Raw genomic sequence first — 18,842 nt, 5'->3', positions numbered from 1 at the left:
GAGTTTCCATGACCGACATCATTCGCACCGACCTCGTTCTCTCGCAATCGGCTTTCTGCCACGTCATCAACGTGCCGATCGAGCAAGTTGACACCGACAAGTGGCTCTTCAGCCTTGCAGAAGCCGAGTACCAACGCTGCGTTCCGCCCGCTGCCCTGAGTCGGAGAACTTAGGCGGTCGCGACGAACTTCCGCTTCTGGCCGAGGCCGTGTGGAAACGGCTTTGACTAGCGAGTATGCCGAACCGGCGCCCATGTGGGCATCATCGGCGCACCGAGTCATCCAGTGGGCCCGTTGCACAAACGCGCGGGTGGTCCGATCGAGCGTGGCTGCGCAAGCTGCAAAGGGCACTTGAAGAGGCTCACGCCCCCACCAGCCTGACCGCCTTCATCGTTCTGGCAATACCCAGGATCGCGATCACCCGCTTCAGGTTGTATGCCAACACGTGCAGGCTCATTTCGGTGCTCACGTGCGCCAGCGTCTTGGTGAGGAAGTGGGTTGAACCCATCCAGTACTTCAGTGTGCCGAACACGTGCTCAACCGTGCACCTTCTCAGCGTCATCGCGACAGGCTTGCGGTCCAGGCGTTGCTGGACGCGCTCAAGCACCTCTTCGTGCTCCCAGCGACGGATGCGGCGATAGTCGCCGGTCGTACACTGCTTTTTCAATGGGCATGAGGGACAGGCACTGGTCCAATAGAGACGCGCTTGGAGGCCATTTCGCTCGAGCGTGCTGAACCTGTAGATGGCCCGTTCGCCCGCAGGGCACTGATACTCGTCGGCCTTCGCGATGTAGATGAAGTCGCTCTTGTCGAAGCGGCCTTCGGCCTTGGCGCCCGAGGTCATCGGCTTTGGCACGTAGGTCGTGATGCCTGCGTCCTCGCAGGCCTTGAGCTCCGTGCCGTTGAAGTAGCCGCGGTCGGCAAGGGCCTGTAGCCTGGTCTTGCCCATCGCCTCGCGTGCAGCCTTGGCCATGTTGCTGAGCTGCGCGCGGTCGTTGCCCTCGTTGGTGACCTCGTGCGCCACTATCAGGTGGTGCCTGGCGTCGACCGCCGCCTGAACGTTGTAGCCCACCAGGCCGGAGCCCTTGGCTTGCGAGTTCATCGAACGCGCATCAGGATCGGTGAGCGAGCGTTGCCCATCAGGCTCCTTCTTCAATTCTTCCTTGGTGCGATCGAGCTGCTTCATCTGCTCGCGCAGCTTCTTGATCTTCTCCGTCAACCGCTCGGTCTTGGCCTCTACCTCCGCCGGCTGCGTGCGGTCGGCTGTCTCCAGTGCATCGAGGTAGCGCTGGATGCTCTGCTCGATCTGCCGCTGACGCGCATCGATCTTGCCGGGCGTGAAGTTGCGGTCGCGGCTGTTGACCGCCTTGAACTTGCTGCCGTCGATCGCAGCGATGGCGTGGGAGAACAGCTTGAGGTCGCGGCACAGGGCGACGAAGCGGCGGCAGACATTGCGAATGCCCGCTCCGTTGTCATGACGGAAGTCGGCGATGGTCTTGAAGTCCGGAGCGAGCCGGCCGGTGAGCCACATCAGCTCGACGTTGCGCTGCGCCTCACGCTCCAGGCGCCGGCTCGATTGGATACGGTTCAGGTAGCCGTAGATGTAGAGCTTCAGCAGGACCGAGGGGTGGTACGAGGGTCGACCGGTGGCTGCCGGATCGACACCTCCAAAACCCAGTGCATGCAGATCCAGCTCCTCGACGAAGGCATCGACAACTCGCACCGGGTTGTCTTCGCCGATATAGTCGTCAAGGCACTCTGGCAGCAGAGTCACCTGCTGTCGATCCTCGCCTTCGATGAATCGCTTCATGTAGCTGCCCTTCAGTAGCGTTGCCACAATCTAGGCGAGCACCGTCACCTATTCAACCCGTTTTCACACGGCCTCGGCCGATTCTCGTCATGCGCACCGAAGCTCAACGATGAGCTTCGAGCCGCCTTCGCGTGCTTTGAGTTCCTGCTCAACATAGTCGACTCCAACGGCCGTACCGATGGCAAAGCGGAATGCTGCGATGCCAGCCGACACCATGCACCCCTATGTCGAGCGCGCACCGTTCGCTTCTTGAAGCTCAAACTCGGGCCAGTCGCCATGGTGTCCTGGCCAGAAACGTCACGAAGGACGTATACGGGGTACATCAGTGGCTCCACGCGTGCTCCAAATTCTGAGGTCCAAGGGAAGGTCCGGTCTTGGCCCCGTTGCTGTCGCTCAGTTTGCGACGGCGAACTGCAGGACGAGGCTGAATGCCGCCGGTTACTTTCAGCCGAATGTCCGCGGTCGACGGCTTCGTTGTCGACCATTCGGGTTCTCCCAAGGACTGCCTAGTCGAGGCTGATTTGGCGGTCCCGAATGAGTTTGGGCCAGTATTTGGATTCATCGCTCCAGTGCTTGGCCATCACGGCCGCATCGCTGGGTGTCGGTTCCAGGCCCATGGTCGCGAATTGCGTCTTGATGGCAGGCGACGCGATTGCCTTCTGGAGCTCCGAACTCAGCTTGGCAATCACATCCTTCGGCGTCGAAGACGGCACGACCAGGCCTTGCCATGCAGCCGCCTCGATGTCGGTGTACCCCAGTTCAATCAGGGTTGGCACCTCCGGCATTGACGGAAGACGGGTCTTGGAGAACGTCGCCAAAGGCTTGAGCTTGCCAGCCTTCATCATCTGCATGCCAGCGGCAGTGTCCACCACCATGAGGGGAAGTTGGCCGCCCACTACGTCCTGGATCGCGGGCGCGGCGCCCTTGTAAGCGACGTGGACCACGTCGATCTTGGCTCGCTCCTTGAGCATCTCCATGGCCAGGTGATGCGGACTGCCGACACCCGGCGTCGCGTAGCTCAGCTTGCCGGGCTGTTTGCGCATGGCTTCGATGAGATCCTTTGCGCTGCCGTAGCCCGCGTTGGGATTGACAGCCAGCACGAGAGGAAATTTGGCCATGAGGCCAATCGGTGCAAAGTCCTTGTTCGGGTCATAGGGCAACTTCTTGAACAGCGCCGTGTTGAAGATCAAGGTGCCATTGTCCGCAGTCAGGATGGTGTAGCCATCGCCGGGCGACTTCGCGACGGCATCCGCACCGATCACAGTGGCGCCACCTGGCTTGTTGTCGATCAGGACCGACTGACCAAGCTGCTTGGAAAGCTGGGCGCCGACTGCGCGCGCCAGCGCATCGGAGCCGCCCCCAGCTGAATACGCAACCACCCAACGAATGGGCTTGGTGGGGTAGACGTCGGCCGCGCTGACCGCGGTCGCCGCGAACGACAGCGTTGCGCAACTCAAAGCGAGGAATTTCGAGAGCTTCATGATTGTCTCCAAAGAATTGATGGACGGGAAATGGATCGATAAGGTCAGGCAACGGCACGCGCTTCAGCCAGGCGCACCAGCGACAGCAGCGTCTCGGTTGTGGGCAGCTTCAAGTTGACGCGCCCTGCTGCCGCGACCGCCGCACCGTTGATGGCTTCAATCTCCGTGCGGCGTCCTGCCAGGACGTCTTGCAGCATCGATGGCTTGTGGCCCTTGTGCTGGGCAATGGCACCCGCGACGCTGGCTTTGCACTTGGCAACATCGACGTCGATGCCCAGGCGCTGCGCAACCGAGAGAACCTCCAGGATCACTTCATCGGCCAGCCGCTTCCCATCAGACACCAGCCCGAGTTGATCAACGGTGCAGCCGGAAACGGCGCAGATGCTGTTGAGCGCGGCGTTGAACGCGACTTTCTCCCAGATCGCAGCCCACACGGTGGAATCGGAAGTGCACGCAAGACCGGCGCCAGAGAGCGTCTCGGAAACCTGGGAAACGATCGGTCGGGAAACGCCATCGGCAGCCATCAGCCGCACAACGCCCTTGCCATGCGAGTGCACATGACCGGGTGCGACCATGTCGGCCGGCCAGGTGGTCACGCCGATCAGAATGCGCTCCGGCGAGACAAACTCGGCAATTTTCTCGACATTGCCCAGGCCGTTCTGCAAGGACAGCACATGCACGTCGGGACCAATGAGGTGCTGCACTCCAGAGAGCGCAGCGCCGGTGTGCAGCGTCTTGGTGAATACGACCAGAAGTTGCGGAAGATCGGTGGCCCCCTCCGGCCGGCAGACCCGAAGCGACCTGACCTGCCGGTCGCCGCTGTCAGTTTCCAGGCGAAGTCCGTCGGCGCTGATCACGTCGATGTGCGCGTCGTTGACGTCGACCAACGTGACGTCATTGCCACTTTCAGCCAGCAGGCCTCCGAAGAAGGAGCCCATGGCTCCTGCGCCGACGATGGTGATCTTCATAATGTCTTCACAGTGGACAGGTTCGGTGGTGGCAACACGCCGAGGACGGATTCCGATTCAAGGGTCATGGCGAACTCCAGGGTGAGCGGTTGAGTGTTGGACTGGGTGGGGCCGTTGCGCCTTGCAGGAACGCCAGTTTCAAGGAAGGACGGGATCCCGGAAAATTGCTTTATTGCGAAAAAGTCATGCCCGCTCGTCATGGCTTTCGGGACGCCGGCGACCGCGTAAGCCTTCAAGTGGGCAGCTCGCGTGTGCTCATTCGTCGAGCGCGTCGAATGGCAGACCGACGTAGTTTTCCGCCAGAGCCGTTGAAGCGGCGCGCGACCCTGTGACGTAGTCGAGTTCGGCGATTTGCACTTTGTGCTGGAACTCGTCGGCACCGGGGAAGCGGTGCAGCATCGACGTCATCCACCAGGAGAAGCGCTGAGCCTTCCAGATGCGCCGCAAGGCGGTGGCGCTGTAGCGCTCAAGCAGATCCTCGCGACCTGTCTTGTAGAACTCGCCGATGGCACGCGAGAGCACGCGCACGTCTGCGACGGCCAGGTTCAGACCCTTGGCACCCGTCGGTGGCACCACGTGAGCCGCATCACCTGCCAAGAAGAGCCTGCCGTACTGCATCGGCTCGGTCACGAAGCTGCGCATGCCCACGACCGTCTTGCTGAAGATCGGACCTTCCTTCGGTGCCCAGCCATCGCGCGTCGCCAGGCGAGCTCGGAACTCACCCCAGATGCGGTCGTCGGACCAGTTTTCGATCTTGTCGGTGGGCTCGCACTGGAGGTACATGCGCTGCACGTCAGGCGAGCGCGTGCTCACGAGGGCGAACCCTCGATCGCTCAAGGCGTAGATCAGTTCATCGGACGAGGGTGGCGCGTTGCACAGGATGCCAAGCCAGCCGAAGGGGTAGAGGCGCTCGAAACCCTTGAGCACGCCCTTCGGGATCGCGGGACGGCTTACGCCTTGCGTTCCGTCGCAGCCCGCGATGAAGTCCGCATCGATCGTCTGAAGTTCGCCGCCTTGCTGACGAAACTGCACGCTGGGCGTCTTGGAGTCCAGACCATGCACACTGACATCGCTGACTTCGAATCGAATGTCGCCACCGGTGGCCAATCTGGCTTCCACCAGATCCTTGATGACCTCGTGCTGGGCATAGATCATCACGGCCTTGCCACCGGTCAGCTCAGGGAAATCGATGCGCCGGTCGATGCCGTCAAAGCGCAGGATCGTTCCTTCGTGGCGAAAGCCTTCGCGCTCCATGCGCGCGCCGACGCCCATCTGCTTCATCAGGTCTACCGTGCCCTGCTCGAGTACGCCGGCGCGTATGGTGGCCTCGATGGCCTCCCGGCTACGGGTCTCGAGCACAATGGACTCGATGCCCTGCAGGTGCAGCATGTGAGAGAGCATTAGGCCGGCCGGGCCGGCACCAATGATTGCAACTTGGGAGCGCACTTTGTTTCCTTCGGTTCTGTGTGTGGGATGGCGTGGTTGAGTTCGTGCTGTGTGAGCAACGCTTCAGTCGCCGAGAATCTTTCTCTCGCGAATGACCTTGCCGAATCGCTTGCCGTCCTCCAGCGCCTTGTCATGGAACTGGGCCGGGGTCATGGGCGCCACTTCACCGCCGAGCGCTGCAATTCGTTCACGCGGTCCCGGCAACGTGAGTGCCTTATTGATCTCACGATTCAAGCGGGCGATGATTTCCGCGGGCGTGCCGGCGGGCGCATAGAAGCCGAACACTGTGTCGGCATCGAAGCCTTTGAGCCCCAACTCGTCCAAGGTCGGCACATCGGGAAACAATGGCGAGCGCTTGGGGCTGCCAACGGCAAGCACTCTCACCTTGCCCGCCTTGATGTGCGGGATGGCCACGCCGGGATCGAACAGAAAGTCCAGCTGGCCCGCCAGCAGATCGTTGAGAGCAGGTGCGGCGCCGCGGTAGGGGACGTGCGTCGCAAAGACGCCCGCCTGTGACTTCATCATCTCGGCGGCCAGATGAGGCGAACTGCCGTTGCCCGGCGAGCCGAATGACAGCTTGCCCGGATTCGCCTTAAGGTGCGCCAGAAAGTCCTTGGCGTCCTTCGCAGGAAAAGATGGCTGCGTCACGAGGAAGACAAGCACGCGCGCTGCCGAAGCCACCGGGACCAGGTCCTTGGCCGGATCGAACGGCATCTTGGGATAGATGTGCGGGTTGACCGAAACCATGCCGCCCGAGCTCATCAGGAGCGTGTAGCCATCGGGCGCGGCCTTTGCCACCGCCTCGCCACCGATGTTGCCGCCGGCACCGCTCTTGTTCTCGACGACCACCGGCTGGCCCAGCGCCTCTTGCAGCGGCTGCGTCAGAGACCTTGCGATCTGGTCCGCCGCGCCGCCCGGCGGGAAGTTGACGATGACCTTTATAGGCTTTGTCGGCCAGACTTGGGCAACGGCGGCGCCGGGCAAGGCGAAAGCCAGGGCGGCGGAGGCGACCAGGCCGGCGCAGCGGGCGGCGGATGTCTTCGCGAACCGTCGAAATTGAATGAAGCTCACTCTTGTCTCCTTAAGTTTTTGGGCGCACCGCCCCACGCCCGGCCGCAAGGCGGTCGGGGTCCTGCCAGCGGGCAGCGAGAAGGTTAGAAGGGGTAGTGACGCGGCGCCGTCTGTACCGTCAGCCAGCGCAGTTCGGTGAAGGCATCAACCCCGGCCTTGCCGCCAAAGCGTCCGATGCCGCTGCCCTTGACGCCTCCGAACGGCATCTGAGCTTCGTCGTGCACCGTGGGACCGTTCACGTGGCAGATGCCGGACTCAATGCGTCCTGCCACTTCGATGGCTCGCGCCACGTCGCGGCCAAAGACCGCGGCTGCCAGGCCGTACTCGTTATCGTTGGCACAAGCGACCGCCGCTTCGACGCCGCTGACGCGCACGATGCCCTTCACCGGACCGAAGGCTTCCTCGCGGAAGATGCGCATTCCCGATGTGACGTGATCGAGCAGCGTTGCGGGCATCAACGTGTCCTTGGCCTTGCCGCCCGTGACCAGCTTGGCGCCCTTGGCGATTGCATCGTCGATCAGCTCGTTGCAGCGCGTGGCCGTGCTCATGTCCACCACGGAGCCGAGCACGACCGGGCCGAGTCTCGGATCGCCCAGCGGAAGGCTGGAGGCTCGTGCGCCAAGCTTTGCAACGAAATCGTCGGCGATGCTTTCGTCGACAACGATGCGTTCCGTCGACATGCAGATCTGTCCCGAGTTGGCAAACGCCCCGAAGACGGCCGCATTGACGGCAGCATCCACGTCGGCGTCATCGAGGACGACCAGCGGTGCCTTGCCGCCGAGTTCAAGCACGACGGGCTTGAGGTACTTGGCGCAGGTTGCGGCGATGAGCTTGCCGACATGCGTCGAGCCCGTGAAGTTCACACGGCGCACGGCCGGGTGGGCAATCATCGCTTCGACCACGGCGGCGGCGTCAGCCGGCGCATTGGTGACGAAGTTCACCACGCCCTTGGGAAGGCCGGCCTCTTGCAGCGCCTCGATGATCAAACCGTGCGTTGCGGGACAAATCTCGCTGCCCTTGAGCACGACGGTGTTGCCGCAGGCCAGAGGGGTCGCGATGGCGCGAACTGCGAGGATCACCGGCGCATTCCACGGTGCAATGCCGAGGACGACGCCTGCGGGCTGCCGCACAGCCATCGCAAGATTTCCCGGTACATCGGAGGGAATGACTTCGCCGCTGATCTGGGTTGTGAGCGACGCAGCCTCCAGTAGCATGCCGGCGGCAAGGTGAACATTGAAGCCCGCCCAGATCGCCGAGGCGCCAGTTTCCGAAGCAACGGCCGCCGCGAAGGATTCGGCCTTGGCCTCTAGCGCCTGCGAGGCTTTCATCAGCAGAGCGCGACGCTCGCTGGGCCCGGTGCGCGACCAGGTCTTGAACGCCTCTGCCGCGGCGTCAACCGCCGCAACCGCGTCTTGCGCCGTGGCGGCGGGTGCGACCGTGGCGACGCTGCCATCGAGGGGGTTGCGGCGCTCAAAGGTCGCGCCGTTGCGGGCCTCGGTGGGCTCGCCGTTGATCAGCATCGAAATCTTCATCGGTTTGTCTCCAGATGGTGGTTTGAACAAGAACAGGGAATGGAAAAAAATGCGAAGAGGCTGAAGCGTCAGGCGACCACGACCTCGACGACAGTGGGCGCATCGCCTGTCAAGGCGCGCTCAAGAACGTCGCGCAGTTCGCCGGGATCGCTGACTCGGGATGCGCTGCAACCCATGCCCTTGGCCAGCGACTGGAAGTCGATATCAGGCAACTCGGTTCCCTGAACGACATCCGAGGCGGAGAACCCGAACACCGGCGCAAAGTCCTGCAGCGCGGCGTAGCGACGGTTGTTCAGGATCACAAATGTGATCGGCAGCTTGTTCTGGGCTGCGCTCCATAGCGCCTGGATGGAATACATGCTGGACCCGTCACCGATCAGGCAAATCACTCGGCTCCCAGGCTTGCCCATTGCGACGCCCACAGAAGCGGGCATTCCGTACCCGAGGCCACCGCTGTCCATCGTGTAAAAGGTTTCGCTGCGCGTCATCGGCAGGTAGGCCTGCATCACGGGCCGGGCGCTGGGCGCTTCCTCCACCACGATGTCGTCGGCTCTTTTGACCTCCGCGAGGGTCTGCAGAGCGTAGGCCACCGACATCAATGGCGACGGTTCTGCTATCGGTGCTGCGCGCCTGGCCGGCGGCAGTGGGCGAGCTTTTTGAGGCGAATGGGTCAATAGATCGAGCACACCGAGTCGAATGCTGCCGAGCGCCGAGATGCCGACCGGCGCCCACGCTGCCGTGTCCGGGTCTTCGGTCAGCTGACACAGGGTGGCGCCAGCCGGGATGTGCGGGCCGGCGCCCTCGACGTGGTACGCGAAGGCAGGCGCGCCAACCGCCAGGATCAGGTCATGGTCGCCCAGCAGTTCGACGATCCGCTCGCGCATGGCAGGCAGGAATCCGGCAAACAGGCGATGGTCTTCGGGAAAGCTGCAGCGACCCGACATTGGTGCCGCCCAGACGCGGGCGTTGTGCGCTTCGGCCAATGAAACGACTTCGTTCCATGCGTTGTCACGGTCGACCGCGGCGCCGACGACGATTGCGGGTCGTTCGCTCGCTTCCAGCGCGGCAGCGATCTGCGCAAGAACGGCAGGCTGGGGGCGCAACTCGGTGCTGACAACCCTTTCGGGGACCAACTCGGCCGGTTGATCCCAGTCGTCGACCGGCACCGACACCAGCACCGGGCCACAGGGCGGCATCATGGCGATGTAGTACGCCCGGGCGATCGCGAGCGGCACGTCCTGCGCACGCGCCGGCTCGATGCTCCATTTCACGTAGGGCTTCGGCAGTTCGGTGGCTTGCGCCGAGGAGAGAAATGGGTCGAACGGGAGAATCGAGCGCGCCTGCTGGCCGGCCGTGATGACCATCGGGGTGCGGTTCTTGTGCGCCGTGAAGATATTGCCCATTGCATTTCCCACGCCAGCGGCGGAGTGCAGGTTCACGAACGAAGCATTGCGGGTGGCTTGCGCATAGCCGTCGGCCATTCCGACCACGCTGGCTTCCTGCAAGCCCAGCACGTAGCGAAAGTCGCTGGGAAAATCGCGAAACATTGGCAGCTCGGTCGAGCCGGGATTGGCAAAAACAGAGGTCATGCCGAAACGGCGCATGAGGTCGACCACGGCGTCACGGACGGTGATGGTCGAAGCGGAGTCTTTGGTCGACCCGAGGGCGGCTTGCGGTACAGGTCCGGTCATTTCGTGCTTTCTGAATGTGCGATGCAAGGGCGCAGCGCTTGCCTCGATGGCTGAAGTGTGGATGCTTAGCACCCCCATGGAAATTGCCATCTTGGGAAAAAGCCATTACCGTTCCGCATGGCTTTCGACCTGCAGCACCTCATCGCCTTCAACACGATCGTTTCAGCGGGCAGCTTGGGACGGGCGGCAGACGTGCTCAATGTGACGCAGCCTGCGCTGAGTCGCACAATTCGTCGATTGGAGGAGCAGGCGGGCGCGCCCTTGTTCGAGCGCCATTCGAAGGGCATGCAGCTCACGGACGTCGGCCGTGCGCTGCAGCCGCACGCGGTTCTTTTGCAACGCGAGTCGGAGCAGGCCAACGAGGACATCAAGGCGATGCTGGGGCTCGCGAAAGGCACGATCCGTGTTGGTGCCGTTGGCAGCATCGCTTGCCTGGTGCTTCCATTGGCCATCGGCAGCATCTGCGAAAAGTGGCCAAATCTACGGGTTCAAATCATCGAAGGCGTCTGGGATCGCCTGGCAGATGCACTTGTCTCACACGAGATCGACTTGGCGCTCGGCGTGGACACCCAGGACACGGATGAAATCGTGGCCGTCAAGGATTGCCGGTGGGAGGACACGAGCTACGTCGTTGCGGGGCGGCGACATCCCTTGCGAAAGCAGGCGAACCTTCAGCTCGCGGACACGCTTGCGGAACGCTGGGCCATTCTTCCAAAGGGCACCGCCCCTTTCGAACACATGATGAGGGTGTTCGCGCGCCAGAACCTGGCACTGCCTAACGTTGTTGTAGAGACGCGGTCGGTCACCGCGCTCAAGAGCCTGATTGGCCGTTCCGGCTTCCTTGGTTGGATGCCCGCCCCGATGTACGACGCCGAGCGCAAGGCAGGGTTGATCGATGCTCTGGACATACCAGGCGCAAGCGATAAACGAACACTCACAGCTTTCCGTCGAAGGGCGGGAATGTTGCCGGGGCCCTCAGTAAAACTTCTCGAGGAGTTGCGGGCTCTGACCGCACATTAGTGCCGGGATCTTGGCGCGAAGGCGGTGCTGAGCAATTTCGGTGCCTCTGCATGCGCGTTGTCGAACGACCAAGGAACAGATACGGCCAATGCGAAGAGCGCAGTGTTTGATGATTGTTGCTCGGTCAACGATCATTCGCCTGGTAGGTTCTCCTGGGCCGTTCTACGCAGCCGATTTCTAACTATGCTGCAACCGAGTTTTTCAACGGAATCACCCGCTGCTTGCTGCGGCAGTTGCAACGGGGAGGATCAGAGATTTTCGGTCTAGTGGCCGACGACCTCGACTGTGCATCGCATCACGATCCTTTCTCAGGGCGCGCCTGGGCCGTCGTGCAACTATCAGATCCAACCGACACCTGTGTACGGCTTTCCAGCTGAGGCGGCGTCGCTGGGTTCCCACTCGTGCTGCCGTTCCACATCGATAGCGGCCCGTGCAAATAGACCTCGGGCGCCAGATTCAAGGCCGACTTAACTAGCGCGGGAGTGCCCCAACAAAGATGACGGAAAATTGGACGGCCGTGACGAACTTCCGGTGTTGGCCGTTTCCGGCTGGCGTCCGCATTCTGCCTGCCCTTCCCTGCCGGCCCTGCTCCGACTGCCCTTGCCTGCTGGCAAGGCCGCCTCTCTAGCATGGTGTCGCAAGCGGCGCCGGCGTGACCGCCCCTACCGGGCCGCTCCCCGCGGGCCGGGCGGCTCCGGCTGCGCCGCGCGAGTTCCAACTAAGCTGCAAAAAATTCCAGCCAAGTTGAAAACCGACACCGACAACATGCACCACCGCCCCTTGAAAGCGTCAGAATTGCCCTTATCATTAGCACTCGCTGAAGAGGAGTGCTAACAACATCCGCTTCCAGTGGACAGGCAGGCGGCCATCCAGCCCCAGCCCAGAACCGAACCCCGTTTCTTATCCAGGAGATGCAATGAAACTTCGTCCTTTGCACGATCGCGTGATCGTCAAGCGCATTGAAAGCGAAACCAAGACCGCCTCGGGCATCGTGATCCCCGACAACGCCGCCGAGAAGCCGGACCAGGGCGAAGTCCTGGCCGTCGGACCTGGCAAGAAGAACGACAAGGGTGACCTGATCGCGCTGAACGTCAAGGTCGGCGACCGCGTGCTGTTCGGCAAGTACAGCGGCCAGACCGTCAAGGTCGATGGCGACGAGCTGCTGGTCATGAAGGAAGACGACCTGTTCGCGGTCGTCGAGAAGTAATCAACCCTTTCCCTGAATTCGGAGAAATCTCATGGCAGCAAAAGACGTAGTCTTCGGCGGCGAAGCCCGCGCACGCATGGTCGAAGGCGTGAACATCCTGGCCAACGCGGTCAAGGTGACCCTGGGCCCCAAGGGCCGCAACGTGGTGCTCGAGCGCTCCTTCGGCGCCCCCACCGTGACCAAGGACGGCGTGTCGGTCGCCAAGGAAATCGAGCTCAAGGACAAACTCCAGAACATGGGCGCGATGCTCGTGAAGGAAGTGGCCTCCAAGACCTCGGACAACGCCGGTGACGGCACCACCACGGCAACCGTGCTGGCCCAGGCCATCGTGCGCGAAGGCTTCAAGTACGTGGCCGCCGGCATGAACCCGATGGACCTGAAGCGCGGCATCGACAAGGCGGTCACCGCCCTGGTCGAAGAGCTGAAGAAGGCTTCGAAGGCCACCACCACCTCGAAGGAAATCGCCCAGGTCGGCTCGATCTCGGCCAACAGCGACGAGACCATCGGCAAGATCATCGCGGACGCGATGGACAAGGTCGGCAAGGAAGGCGTGATCACCGTCGAGGACGGCAAGTCGCTGGAGAGCGAGCTGGAAGTCGTCGAAGGCATGCAGTTCGACCGCGGCTACCTGTCGCCCTACTTCATCAACAACCCGGACAAGCAAAGCGCGATCCTCGAGAACCCGTTCGTGCTGCTGTTCGACAAGAAGATCAGCAACATCCGCGACCTGCTGCCGACGCTGGAGCAAGTCGCCAAGGCTGGCCGTCCGCTGCTGATCATCGCCGAGGAAGTCGAAGGCGAAGCCCTCGCGACCCTGGTGGTCAACACCATCCGCGGCATCCTGAAGGTCGTGGCCGTCAAGGCGCCTGGCTTCGGCGACCGCCGCAAGGCCATGCTGGAAGACATCGCCATCCTGACGGGCGGCAAGGTCATCGCCGAAGAAGTGGGCCTGACGCTCGAGAAGGTGACGTTGGCCGACCTCGGCCAGGCCAAGCGCATCGAAGTGGGCAAGGAAAACACCATCATCATCGACGGCTCTGGCGCCGGTGCCGACATCGAAGCCCGCGTGAAGCAGATCCGCGTGCAGATCGAGGAAGCCACCAGCGACTACGACCGCGAGAAGCTGCAGGAGCGCGTGGCCAAGCTGGCCGGCGGCGTGGCGGTGATCAAGGTTGGCGCTGCCACCGAAGTCGAGATGAAGGAAAAGAAGGCCCGCGTCGAAGACGCCCTGCACGCCACCCGCGCTGCAGTGGAAGAAGGCGTGGTGGCCGGCGGCGGCGTGGCGCTGCTGCGCGCCAAGCAAGCCGTGGGCGACAAGCTCAAGGGCGACAACGCTGATCAAGACGCCGGCATCCGTCTGGTGCTCAAGGCCATCGAAGCGCCGCTGCGCGAGATCGTGTTCAACGCCGGTGGTGAAGCCAGCGTGGTGGTGAACGCGGTGCTGGCCGGCAAGGGCAACTACGGCTTCAATGCGCAGAACGACACCTACGGCGACATGCTCGAGATGGGCATCCTGGACCCGACCAAGGTGACACGCACCGCGCTGCAGAACGCCGCCTCGGTGGCCTCGCTGCTGCTGACGACCGAAGCCATGATCGCCGACGCGCCGAAGGACGACGCACCTGCCGGCGGCGGCATGCCCGACATGGGCGGCATGGGTGGCATGGGCGGCATGGGCATGTAAGACGGCCCCGGCACTTCAGCCAATAAAAAACCCCGCGGTGCGAGCCGCGGGGTTTTTTTCCTTCGTCGGGCCGCCCCAACATGGAAAACGCCCCCATCGGGGGGCAGCGACCACGCGAAGTGAGGGCGCGTGGGGGGCATTTTCGTTGGGCCGGGCAAGCGCCTCAGGCAGCAGTCGCGAGCGGCGGTGCGCCGTATTCGTTGCTCTCTGGCTGGCTCGGCTGGACCATGAAGTACAGCAGGACCAGACCCACCAGCGGGATCAGGCCCAGCAACAGCCACCAGCCGCTCTTGCCGATGTCGTGCAGGCGGCGCGCGCCGACCGCCAGCAGCGGCAGGAGGAAGGCGAGGATGACGAGGCCATAGACGACCTCGTGGATGAAGCCGGCCACGATCGCGACGATCACGTAGGCCAGCACGAACCACCAGTACTCGGCCCGCGAGGCCCGGCCGCTGAAATCCACGTATTTGCTGAAGCAGGTCTTGACGGCTTCTTGAAAATTCATCGAACAGCTCCTCTTGATAGTTCCCACGGGAAAACTCCCGCGGCCATCATAAGGGCCGGTCCTTCCCAAGCTCACACTGCTACTGGCGCGCTGCGGCGGGTTTGGCGAAATAACTGCCGGAATCCAACAATCAGGTGTGTGGCTTCAGCCGTCGTGTAGGACGGGGGCGACCTCTTGTCGCGCTGAGCGCCGCGTCGCCGCAAGGAGTCGCCAGCCGACAGTAGTCCCCTTCGGCCACCGGTCGACTCACTACGAAGGTGCTATGAGCAATCCCTGGACCAAAAAGAACCCGCTGATGAGCATGTGGCTCAGTTCCGCCAACAAAGCAATGGGTTCGGCACGCGGCCAAGCGACGGCGGCTGCAAAACGTCAGGTCGCCGCGACTCAGGCTGAGGCCGCGAAGCAGATCGTCGATTTCTGGAGCGGCAAACCCACGACGCCGGCTGCGCGGAAAAAAACGCGGCGCTGAAGGCACAACCGAAGAGCTTCATCCGCGTCCGGGTCGCGGCCTTGCGCTGCATGCCGTCGAGGCGGCCTCGCTCCCAATCGATCGTTGCAGGCGCTACAGCTGCGAGCTCAGCAATGCCGCCAAGTGTTCCCGCGCCTTCTCGGACCAAGGTCGATTGCGCCAGGCTTCGAGCGTGACGCGTTTGGCTCGCTTCAGGTCCGCTTCGAACTGAACTGTCTGCTCGGCGGCGAACGCCGCGTCGTAGATGTTCAGGTTGGCCTCGTCGTTCAGGCGGAAGGAGCGGTTGTCGAAATTGGTCGAACCGACGGAGACCAGCAGCCCGTCTGCGAGGAAGACCTTGCAATGGAACATGGTGGGCTGGTACTCGCTGATTTCGGCGCCGGCCTCGAGCAGCGGGCCCCAGCCCGCGCGAGAGGCGGCGCGCACGGTCTGCGAATCGATGATGGGCCCGGGCGTGATGACGCGTAGCCGCACGCCGCGCTGCATGGCTTCGACCAGCGCGCGCACCGTGAGTTCGTCGGGCACGAAATAGGCGCTGGACAAGTCGATCGACCTGGTGGCCGCGGCGATCGACAGCAGGTACATCAGCTGCATGCTCTCGCTGCCACCCGACGGCGAACTGCTGAACACCTGGGCGCGCTGCCGGCCCACCTCGGCCAGCGCCGGGAAGTAACGCTCGCCATGCAGCACGTCGCCGGTCGCCTTGACCCAGTTGTCCATGAATACGGCTTGCATCTGCGCTACCACGGGACCCTCGGCCTTGAAGTGCGAATCGCGCCAGTGCTCCGCATCCTGCGCGTCGCCGGTCCATGCCGGAGCGATGCCCACTCCGCCGGTGAAGCCAATGCGCCCATCGACCACCAGCAGCTTGCGGTGCGTCCTGTTGTTCATCTTCGCCAGGTCGTACCAGCTCGGCTTGTGAAACTTGCGGACCTGGACGCCTGCGGCCTCCATTTCCGTGAGGAACGACTCGTCGACCTTCGAGCTGCCGACCCAGTCGAGCAGCACGTGAACCTTGACGCCCGCACGCGAGCGTTCGGCCAGGGCGTCGGCGAAGGCCTTTCCAATGTCGCCGGACCAATAGATATAGGTCTCGAAGGTAATGCTGTGCCGGGCGCCTCGGATCGCCGCAAGCATCGGCGGAAAGATCCTGTCACCGTTGTGAAGCGCCTCGAAGCGGTTGCCATCGGTGATGGCAGGGCCCAGCAGGACGCCGAGGGCGCGCTGGTATTGCTCGTCGTGAAGCGCATATTCGCGCCGGACCTGCTCCTCGAGCTTTTTCTCGCCGCCAGTGAAGTTGAGCGCAATCACGGCAGCCGCGGCTGTCAGCACGAAGGTCCACGCAATCAGCTTCATGCGCTGCTTCATGGGCGCAAGCGACGACTTCATGCAGTGGTATTTGCGGTGCAGCGGCCTAGCGCAACCGGGCCAGCAGCCCGGCCGTCGAAGCATCGAGCCCCGCCATGTCGCCGGAGGCGAGGCGCGGCTCGATGTCCTTGGCGAGCACCTTGCCGAGCTCCACTCCCCACTGGTCGAAGCTGTTGATGCCCCACAGCGCGCCGCTGGTGAACACCCGGTGCTCGTACATCGCGAGGAAGGCGCCCAGCGTCTCGGGGTTCAACTGGTCGAGGACGAAGAAGCTGCTCGGCCGGTTGCCGGGGAAATTGCGGTGCCCGCCGGCGTCCTGCTTGCCCACCATGAGCGCCTGCGCTTGCGCGAGCGCATTGGCCAGCAGCTTGGGATGGTGGCCTTCCAGGTCATGCGCCGGCTCGCGCACGGCGATGAACTCCAGGGGGATCGCGTCCGTGCCCTGGTGCAGCATCTGGAAATAGGCGTGCTGCCCGTTGGTACCGGGCTCGCCCCACAGCACCGGCGAGGTGCCGAAGGGCAGCGCGGCGCCGCTCGCATCGACCTGCTTGCCGTTGCTTTCCATCTCGAGCTGCTGCAGGTAGGCGGGCAGACGCTGCAGCGCGCTGTGGTAGGGCGCGATGCTGCGGCTCGTGAAGCGGTGGAAATTGCGATACCAGACATCGATCAGCCCGAGGCGCACCGGCAGGTTCTGCGCCAGCGGGGCGCTGCGGAAATGCTCGTCCATCGCGTGCGCGCCCGCGAGCAGCCGGCGGAAGCCCTCGGCGCCGATGGCCAGAGCGATCGGCAGCCCGATGGAGGACCACAGTGAATAGCGCCCGCCCACCCAGTCCCAGAAGCCAAAAGTGGTTTCGATGCCGAAGGCACGCGCGGCCTCGACGTTGGTGGTGAGAGCGGCGAAGTGGTGGGCGATGTCGGCATTGCCCGACTGCTCGAACCAGCGCTTGGCCGAGTGGGCGTTGGCCATCGTCTCGGCCGTGGTGAAGGTCTTGGAGGCCACGAGGAACAGCGTGTGCTCGGGCGCCAGTCCGCGCAGAACCCCCGCCAGCTCGTGCCCGTCGACATTCGAGACGAAGTGGAAACGCTTGCCCGGCGCCACGTAGGCATCGAGGGCGCGCACGGCCATCTGGGGCCCGAGGTCCGAGCCGCCGATGCCGATGTTGACCACGTCGGTGATGGTGTGGTCGGTGCGCACCTGCTCGGCATAGGCCAGCATCCCGTCGAGCGTGGCGTGCACCTGGGCCAGCTCGCCCGCCAGCGCGGGCGGCACGGCCGTCGAGGCCGGCGCGCGCAGCAGCGTGTGGAGCACGGCGCGGTCTTCGGTTGCGTTGATGTGCTCGCCGGCGAACATGGCATCGCGATGTGCCTCGAGGCCGGCTTCGCGGGCCAGCGCCAGCAGCAGCGCTTCGGTCTTCGCGTCGATCAGGTTCTTGGACAGGTCGGCGAAGAGGTGCGGAGCCGGCTGGCTGAAGGCGCCGAAGCGCTGCGGATCGGCGGCAAAGGCCTGGCGCAGGTCGAAATTGCGGCCGGCCTCGCCGTAGTGCGCCTGCAAGCGGCCCCACGCCGAAGTGCGGTCGCAACGCGTCCGGGTGCTGGTCATGCGATTTCCTCCATCAGCTTCTCCAGCTTCACCGCGTCGGCCGCGAAGGCGCGGATGCCCTCGGCCAGCTTCTCGGTGGCCATCGCGTCCTCATTGAGGGCGAAGCGGAAGGCCGGCTCGTCCAGGACCAGCTTCGGGATGTCGAGCGCCTGCGCGGCATCCGCGTCCAGCGCATGCGCCAGAGGCGCCTCGATGGCGGCGAGCTCGGCCAGCAGTTCGGGGCTGATGGTCAGCAGGTCGCAGCCCGCGAGCGCCGCGATCTGGCCCACGTTGCGGAAGCTGGCGCCCATCACCTCGGTCCGGATGCCGTGCTTCTTGTAGTACTCGAAGATCTGGCGCACCGACCTGACGCCGGGGTCGTTGGCGCCCGCCCGGGCCGCTTCGTCCCAGGCGCTGCCGGCCGCCTTCTTGTGCCAGTCGTAGATGCGCCCGACGAAGGGCGAGATCAGCTGCACGCCTGCCGCGCCACAGGCCACAGCCTGGGCGAAGGAGAACAGCAGTGTGAGGTTGGTGTGGATGCCCTTCTGCTCCAGCTGGCGCGCCGCCTCGATGCCTTCCCAGGTGGCGGCGATCTTGATCAGCAAGCGCTTCCCGGTGTCGATGTCCTCGGCACGGTAGAGCGCGACGATGCGCTCGGCCCGCGCCACGGTGGCGGCGGTGTCGAAGCTCAGCCGGGCATCCACCTCGGTCGAAACCCGGCCGGGAATGAGCGAGAGAATCTCGGTTCCGAAGCGCACCAGCAGGCGGTCGATGACCTCGTCGGTTGCAAGGTGACCGTGCTTCTTCACGGCCTCTTCGAGCAGGGGCCGGTATTCGGCCTTCTGCACCGCCTTGAGGATGAGTGAAGGATTGGTGGTCGCATCCTGCGGCTTGAACTGGGCCAGCTGGCGGAAATCGCCGGTATCGGCCACCACGGTGGTCCACTGGCGGAGGGCATCGAGTTGGTTCATGCGGCCATTATCCCGCCGCACAACTACAGTTCGTGTGGTCC

17 protein-coding genes are annotated in these 18,842 nt (G+C 63.7%); 5 read left to right on the top strand and 12 right to left on the bottom strand.

What is annotated here, in order from left to right; all coding sequences use genetic code 11:
- The first annotated feature begins 8 nt into the window (after positions 1-8).
- Complete coding sequence (locus E5P3_RS07405) at positions 9-173, top strand: hypothetical protein (RefSeq protein ID WP_162584099.1); 165 nt, start codon at positions 9-11, stop codon at positions 171-173.
- Between the two features lie 187 nt (positions 174-360).
- Here the strand turns inward: E5P3_RS07405 and E5P3_RS07400 are convergent, their stop codons facing one another.
- The 8 genes from E5P3_RS07400 to mdlC form a co-directional block, all read right to left on the bottom strand.
- Entirely contained in the window at positions 361-1,809 is a 1,449-nt protein-coding gene (locus tag E5P3_RS07400) for an IS1182 family transposase (protein WP_162585387.1), read from the bottom strand.
- Positions 1,810-2,315: 506 nt separating this feature from the next.
- Positions 2,316-3,290 (bottom strand): Bug family tripartite tricarboxylate transporter substrate binding protein, encoded by a 975-nt coding sequence (locus tag E5P3_RS07395; protein ID WP_162585386.1) that lies wholly within the window; start codon positions 3,288-3,290, stop codon positions 2,316-2,318.
- A 44-nt stretch (positions 3,291-3,334) separates the two neighbouring features.
- The gene (locus E5P3_RS07390) at positions 3,335-4,258 is read right to left on the bottom strand and encodes a ketopantoate reductase family protein (protein WP_162585385.1); all 924 of its coding nucleotides are present in this window, start codon (positions 4,256-4,258) and stop codon (positions 3,335-3,337) included.
- The gene (locus E5P3_RS07385; RefSeq protein ID WP_162585384.1) at positions 4,255-4,494 is read right to left on the bottom strand and encodes a hypothetical protein; all 240 of its coding nucleotides are present in this window, start codon (positions 4,492-4,494) and stop codon (positions 4,255-4,257) included. The genes E5P3_RS07390 and E5P3_RS07385 overlap by 4 nt, the downstream gene beginning before the upstream one ends.
- Positions 4,495-4,513: 19 nt before the next feature.
- On the bottom strand, positions 4,514-5,704 hold the full coding sequence (gene pobA, locus E5P3_RS07380; protein ID WP_162585383.1) for a 4-hydroxybenzoate 3-monooxygenase: 1,191 nt from the start codon (positions 5,702-5,704) through the stop codon (positions 4,514-4,516).
- A 63-nt stretch (positions 5,705-5,767) separates the two neighbouring features.
- The gene (locus E5P3_RS07375) at positions 5,768-6,688 is read right to left on the bottom strand and encodes a Bug family tripartite tricarboxylate transporter substrate binding protein (RefSeq protein ID WP_232073033.1); all 921 of its coding nucleotides are present in this window, start codon (positions 6,686-6,688) and stop codon (positions 5,768-5,770) included.
- Positions 6,689-6,858: 170 nt separating this feature from the next.
- Positions 6,859-8,307, bottom strand: a complete 1,449-nt coding sequence (locus E5P3_RS07370; RefSeq protein WP_162585382.1) for an aldehyde dehydrogenase — start codon at positions 8,305-8,307, stop codon at positions 6,859-6,861.
- A gap of 68 nt (positions 8,308-8,375) precedes the next feature.
- Positions 8,376-9,998 (bottom strand): benzoylformate decarboxylase, encoded by a 1,623-nt coding sequence (gene mdlC, locus E5P3_RS07365; RefSeq protein ID WP_162585381.1) that lies wholly within the window; start codon positions 9,996-9,998, stop codon positions 8,376-8,378.
- Between the two features lie 117 nt (positions 9,999-10,115).
- Here mdlC and E5P3_RS07360 point away from each other — a divergent pair, with 117 nt between their 5' ends.
- The 3 genes from E5P3_RS07360 (at position 10,116) to groL (ending at position 13,909) form a co-directional block, all read left to right on the top strand.
- Positions 10,116-11,018 (top strand): LysR family transcriptional regulator, encoded by a 903-nt coding sequence (locus tag E5P3_RS07360; protein WP_162585380.1) that lies wholly within the window; start codon positions 10,116-10,118, stop codon positions 11,016-11,018.
- Between the two features lie 916 nt (positions 11,019-11,934).
- Positions 11,935-12,225 carry a co-chaperone GroES gene (groES, locus tag E5P3_RS07355; protein WP_162585379.1) on the top strand — a complete coding sequence of 97 codons (291 nt, stop codon included), beginning with the start codon at positions 11,935-11,937 and terminating at the stop codon, positions 12,223-12,225.
- A gap of 31 nt (positions 12,226-12,256) precedes the next feature.
- Positions 12,257-13,909 (top strand): chaperonin GroEL, encoded by a 1,653-nt coding sequence (gene groL / locus E5P3_RS07350; protein WP_162585378.1) that lies wholly within the window; start codon positions 12,257-12,259, stop codon positions 13,907-13,909.
- Between the two features lie 163 nt (positions 13,910-14,072).
- Here the strand turns inward: groL and E5P3_RS07345 are convergent, their stop codons facing one another.
- Positions 14,073-14,414 carry a DUF805 domain-containing protein gene (locus E5P3_RS07345; RefSeq protein WP_162585377.1) on the bottom strand — a complete coding sequence of 114 codons (342 nt, stop codon included), beginning with the start codon at positions 14,412-14,414 and terminating at the stop codon, positions 14,073-14,075.
- A gap of 262 nt (positions 14,415-14,676) precedes the next feature.
- Here E5P3_RS07345 and E5P3_RS07340 point away from each other — a divergent pair, with 262 nt between their 5' ends.
- Positions 14,677-14,883: a hypothetical protein gene (locus E5P3_RS07340; RefSeq protein ID WP_162585376.1), complete on the top strand. Its 207-nt coding sequence runs from the start codon at positions 14,677-14,679 to the stop codon at positions 14,881-14,883.
- Between the two features lie 93 nt (positions 14,884-14,976).
- Here the strand turns inward: E5P3_RS07340 and E5P3_RS07335 are convergent, their stop codons facing one another.
- The 3 genes from E5P3_RS07335 to tal are packed head-to-tail and all read right to left on the bottom strand — an operon-like array spanning position 14,977 to position 18,801.
- Positions 14,977-16,239 (bottom strand): phospholipase D-like domain-containing protein, encoded by a 1,263-nt coding sequence (locus E5P3_RS07335; RefSeq protein ID WP_162585375.1) that lies wholly within the window; start codon positions 16,237-16,239, stop codon positions 14,977-14,979.
- Between the two features lie 58 nt (positions 16,240-16,297).
- Positions 16,298-17,851 (bottom strand): glucose-6-phosphate isomerase, encoded by a 1,554-nt coding sequence (gene pgi / locus E5P3_RS07330; RefSeq protein WP_162585374.1) that lies wholly within the window; start codon positions 17,849-17,851, stop codon positions 16,298-16,300.
- On the bottom strand, positions 17,848-18,801 hold the full coding sequence (gene tal, locus E5P3_RS07325; RefSeq protein ID WP_162585373.1) for a transaldolase: 954 nt from the start codon (positions 18,799-18,801) through the stop codon (positions 17,848-17,850). The genes pgi and tal overlap by 4 nt, the downstream gene beginning before the upstream one ends.
- Between the last annotated feature and the right edge of the window lie 41 nt (positions 18,802-18,842).

It is taken from the genome of Variovorax sp. RA8 (genome assembly GCF_901827175.1).
GTDB lineage: Bacteria > Pseudomonadota > Gammaproteobacteria > Burkholderiales > Burkholderiaceae_C > Variovorax.
This window is presented reverse-complemented; position numbering and strand designations above follow the sequence as displayed.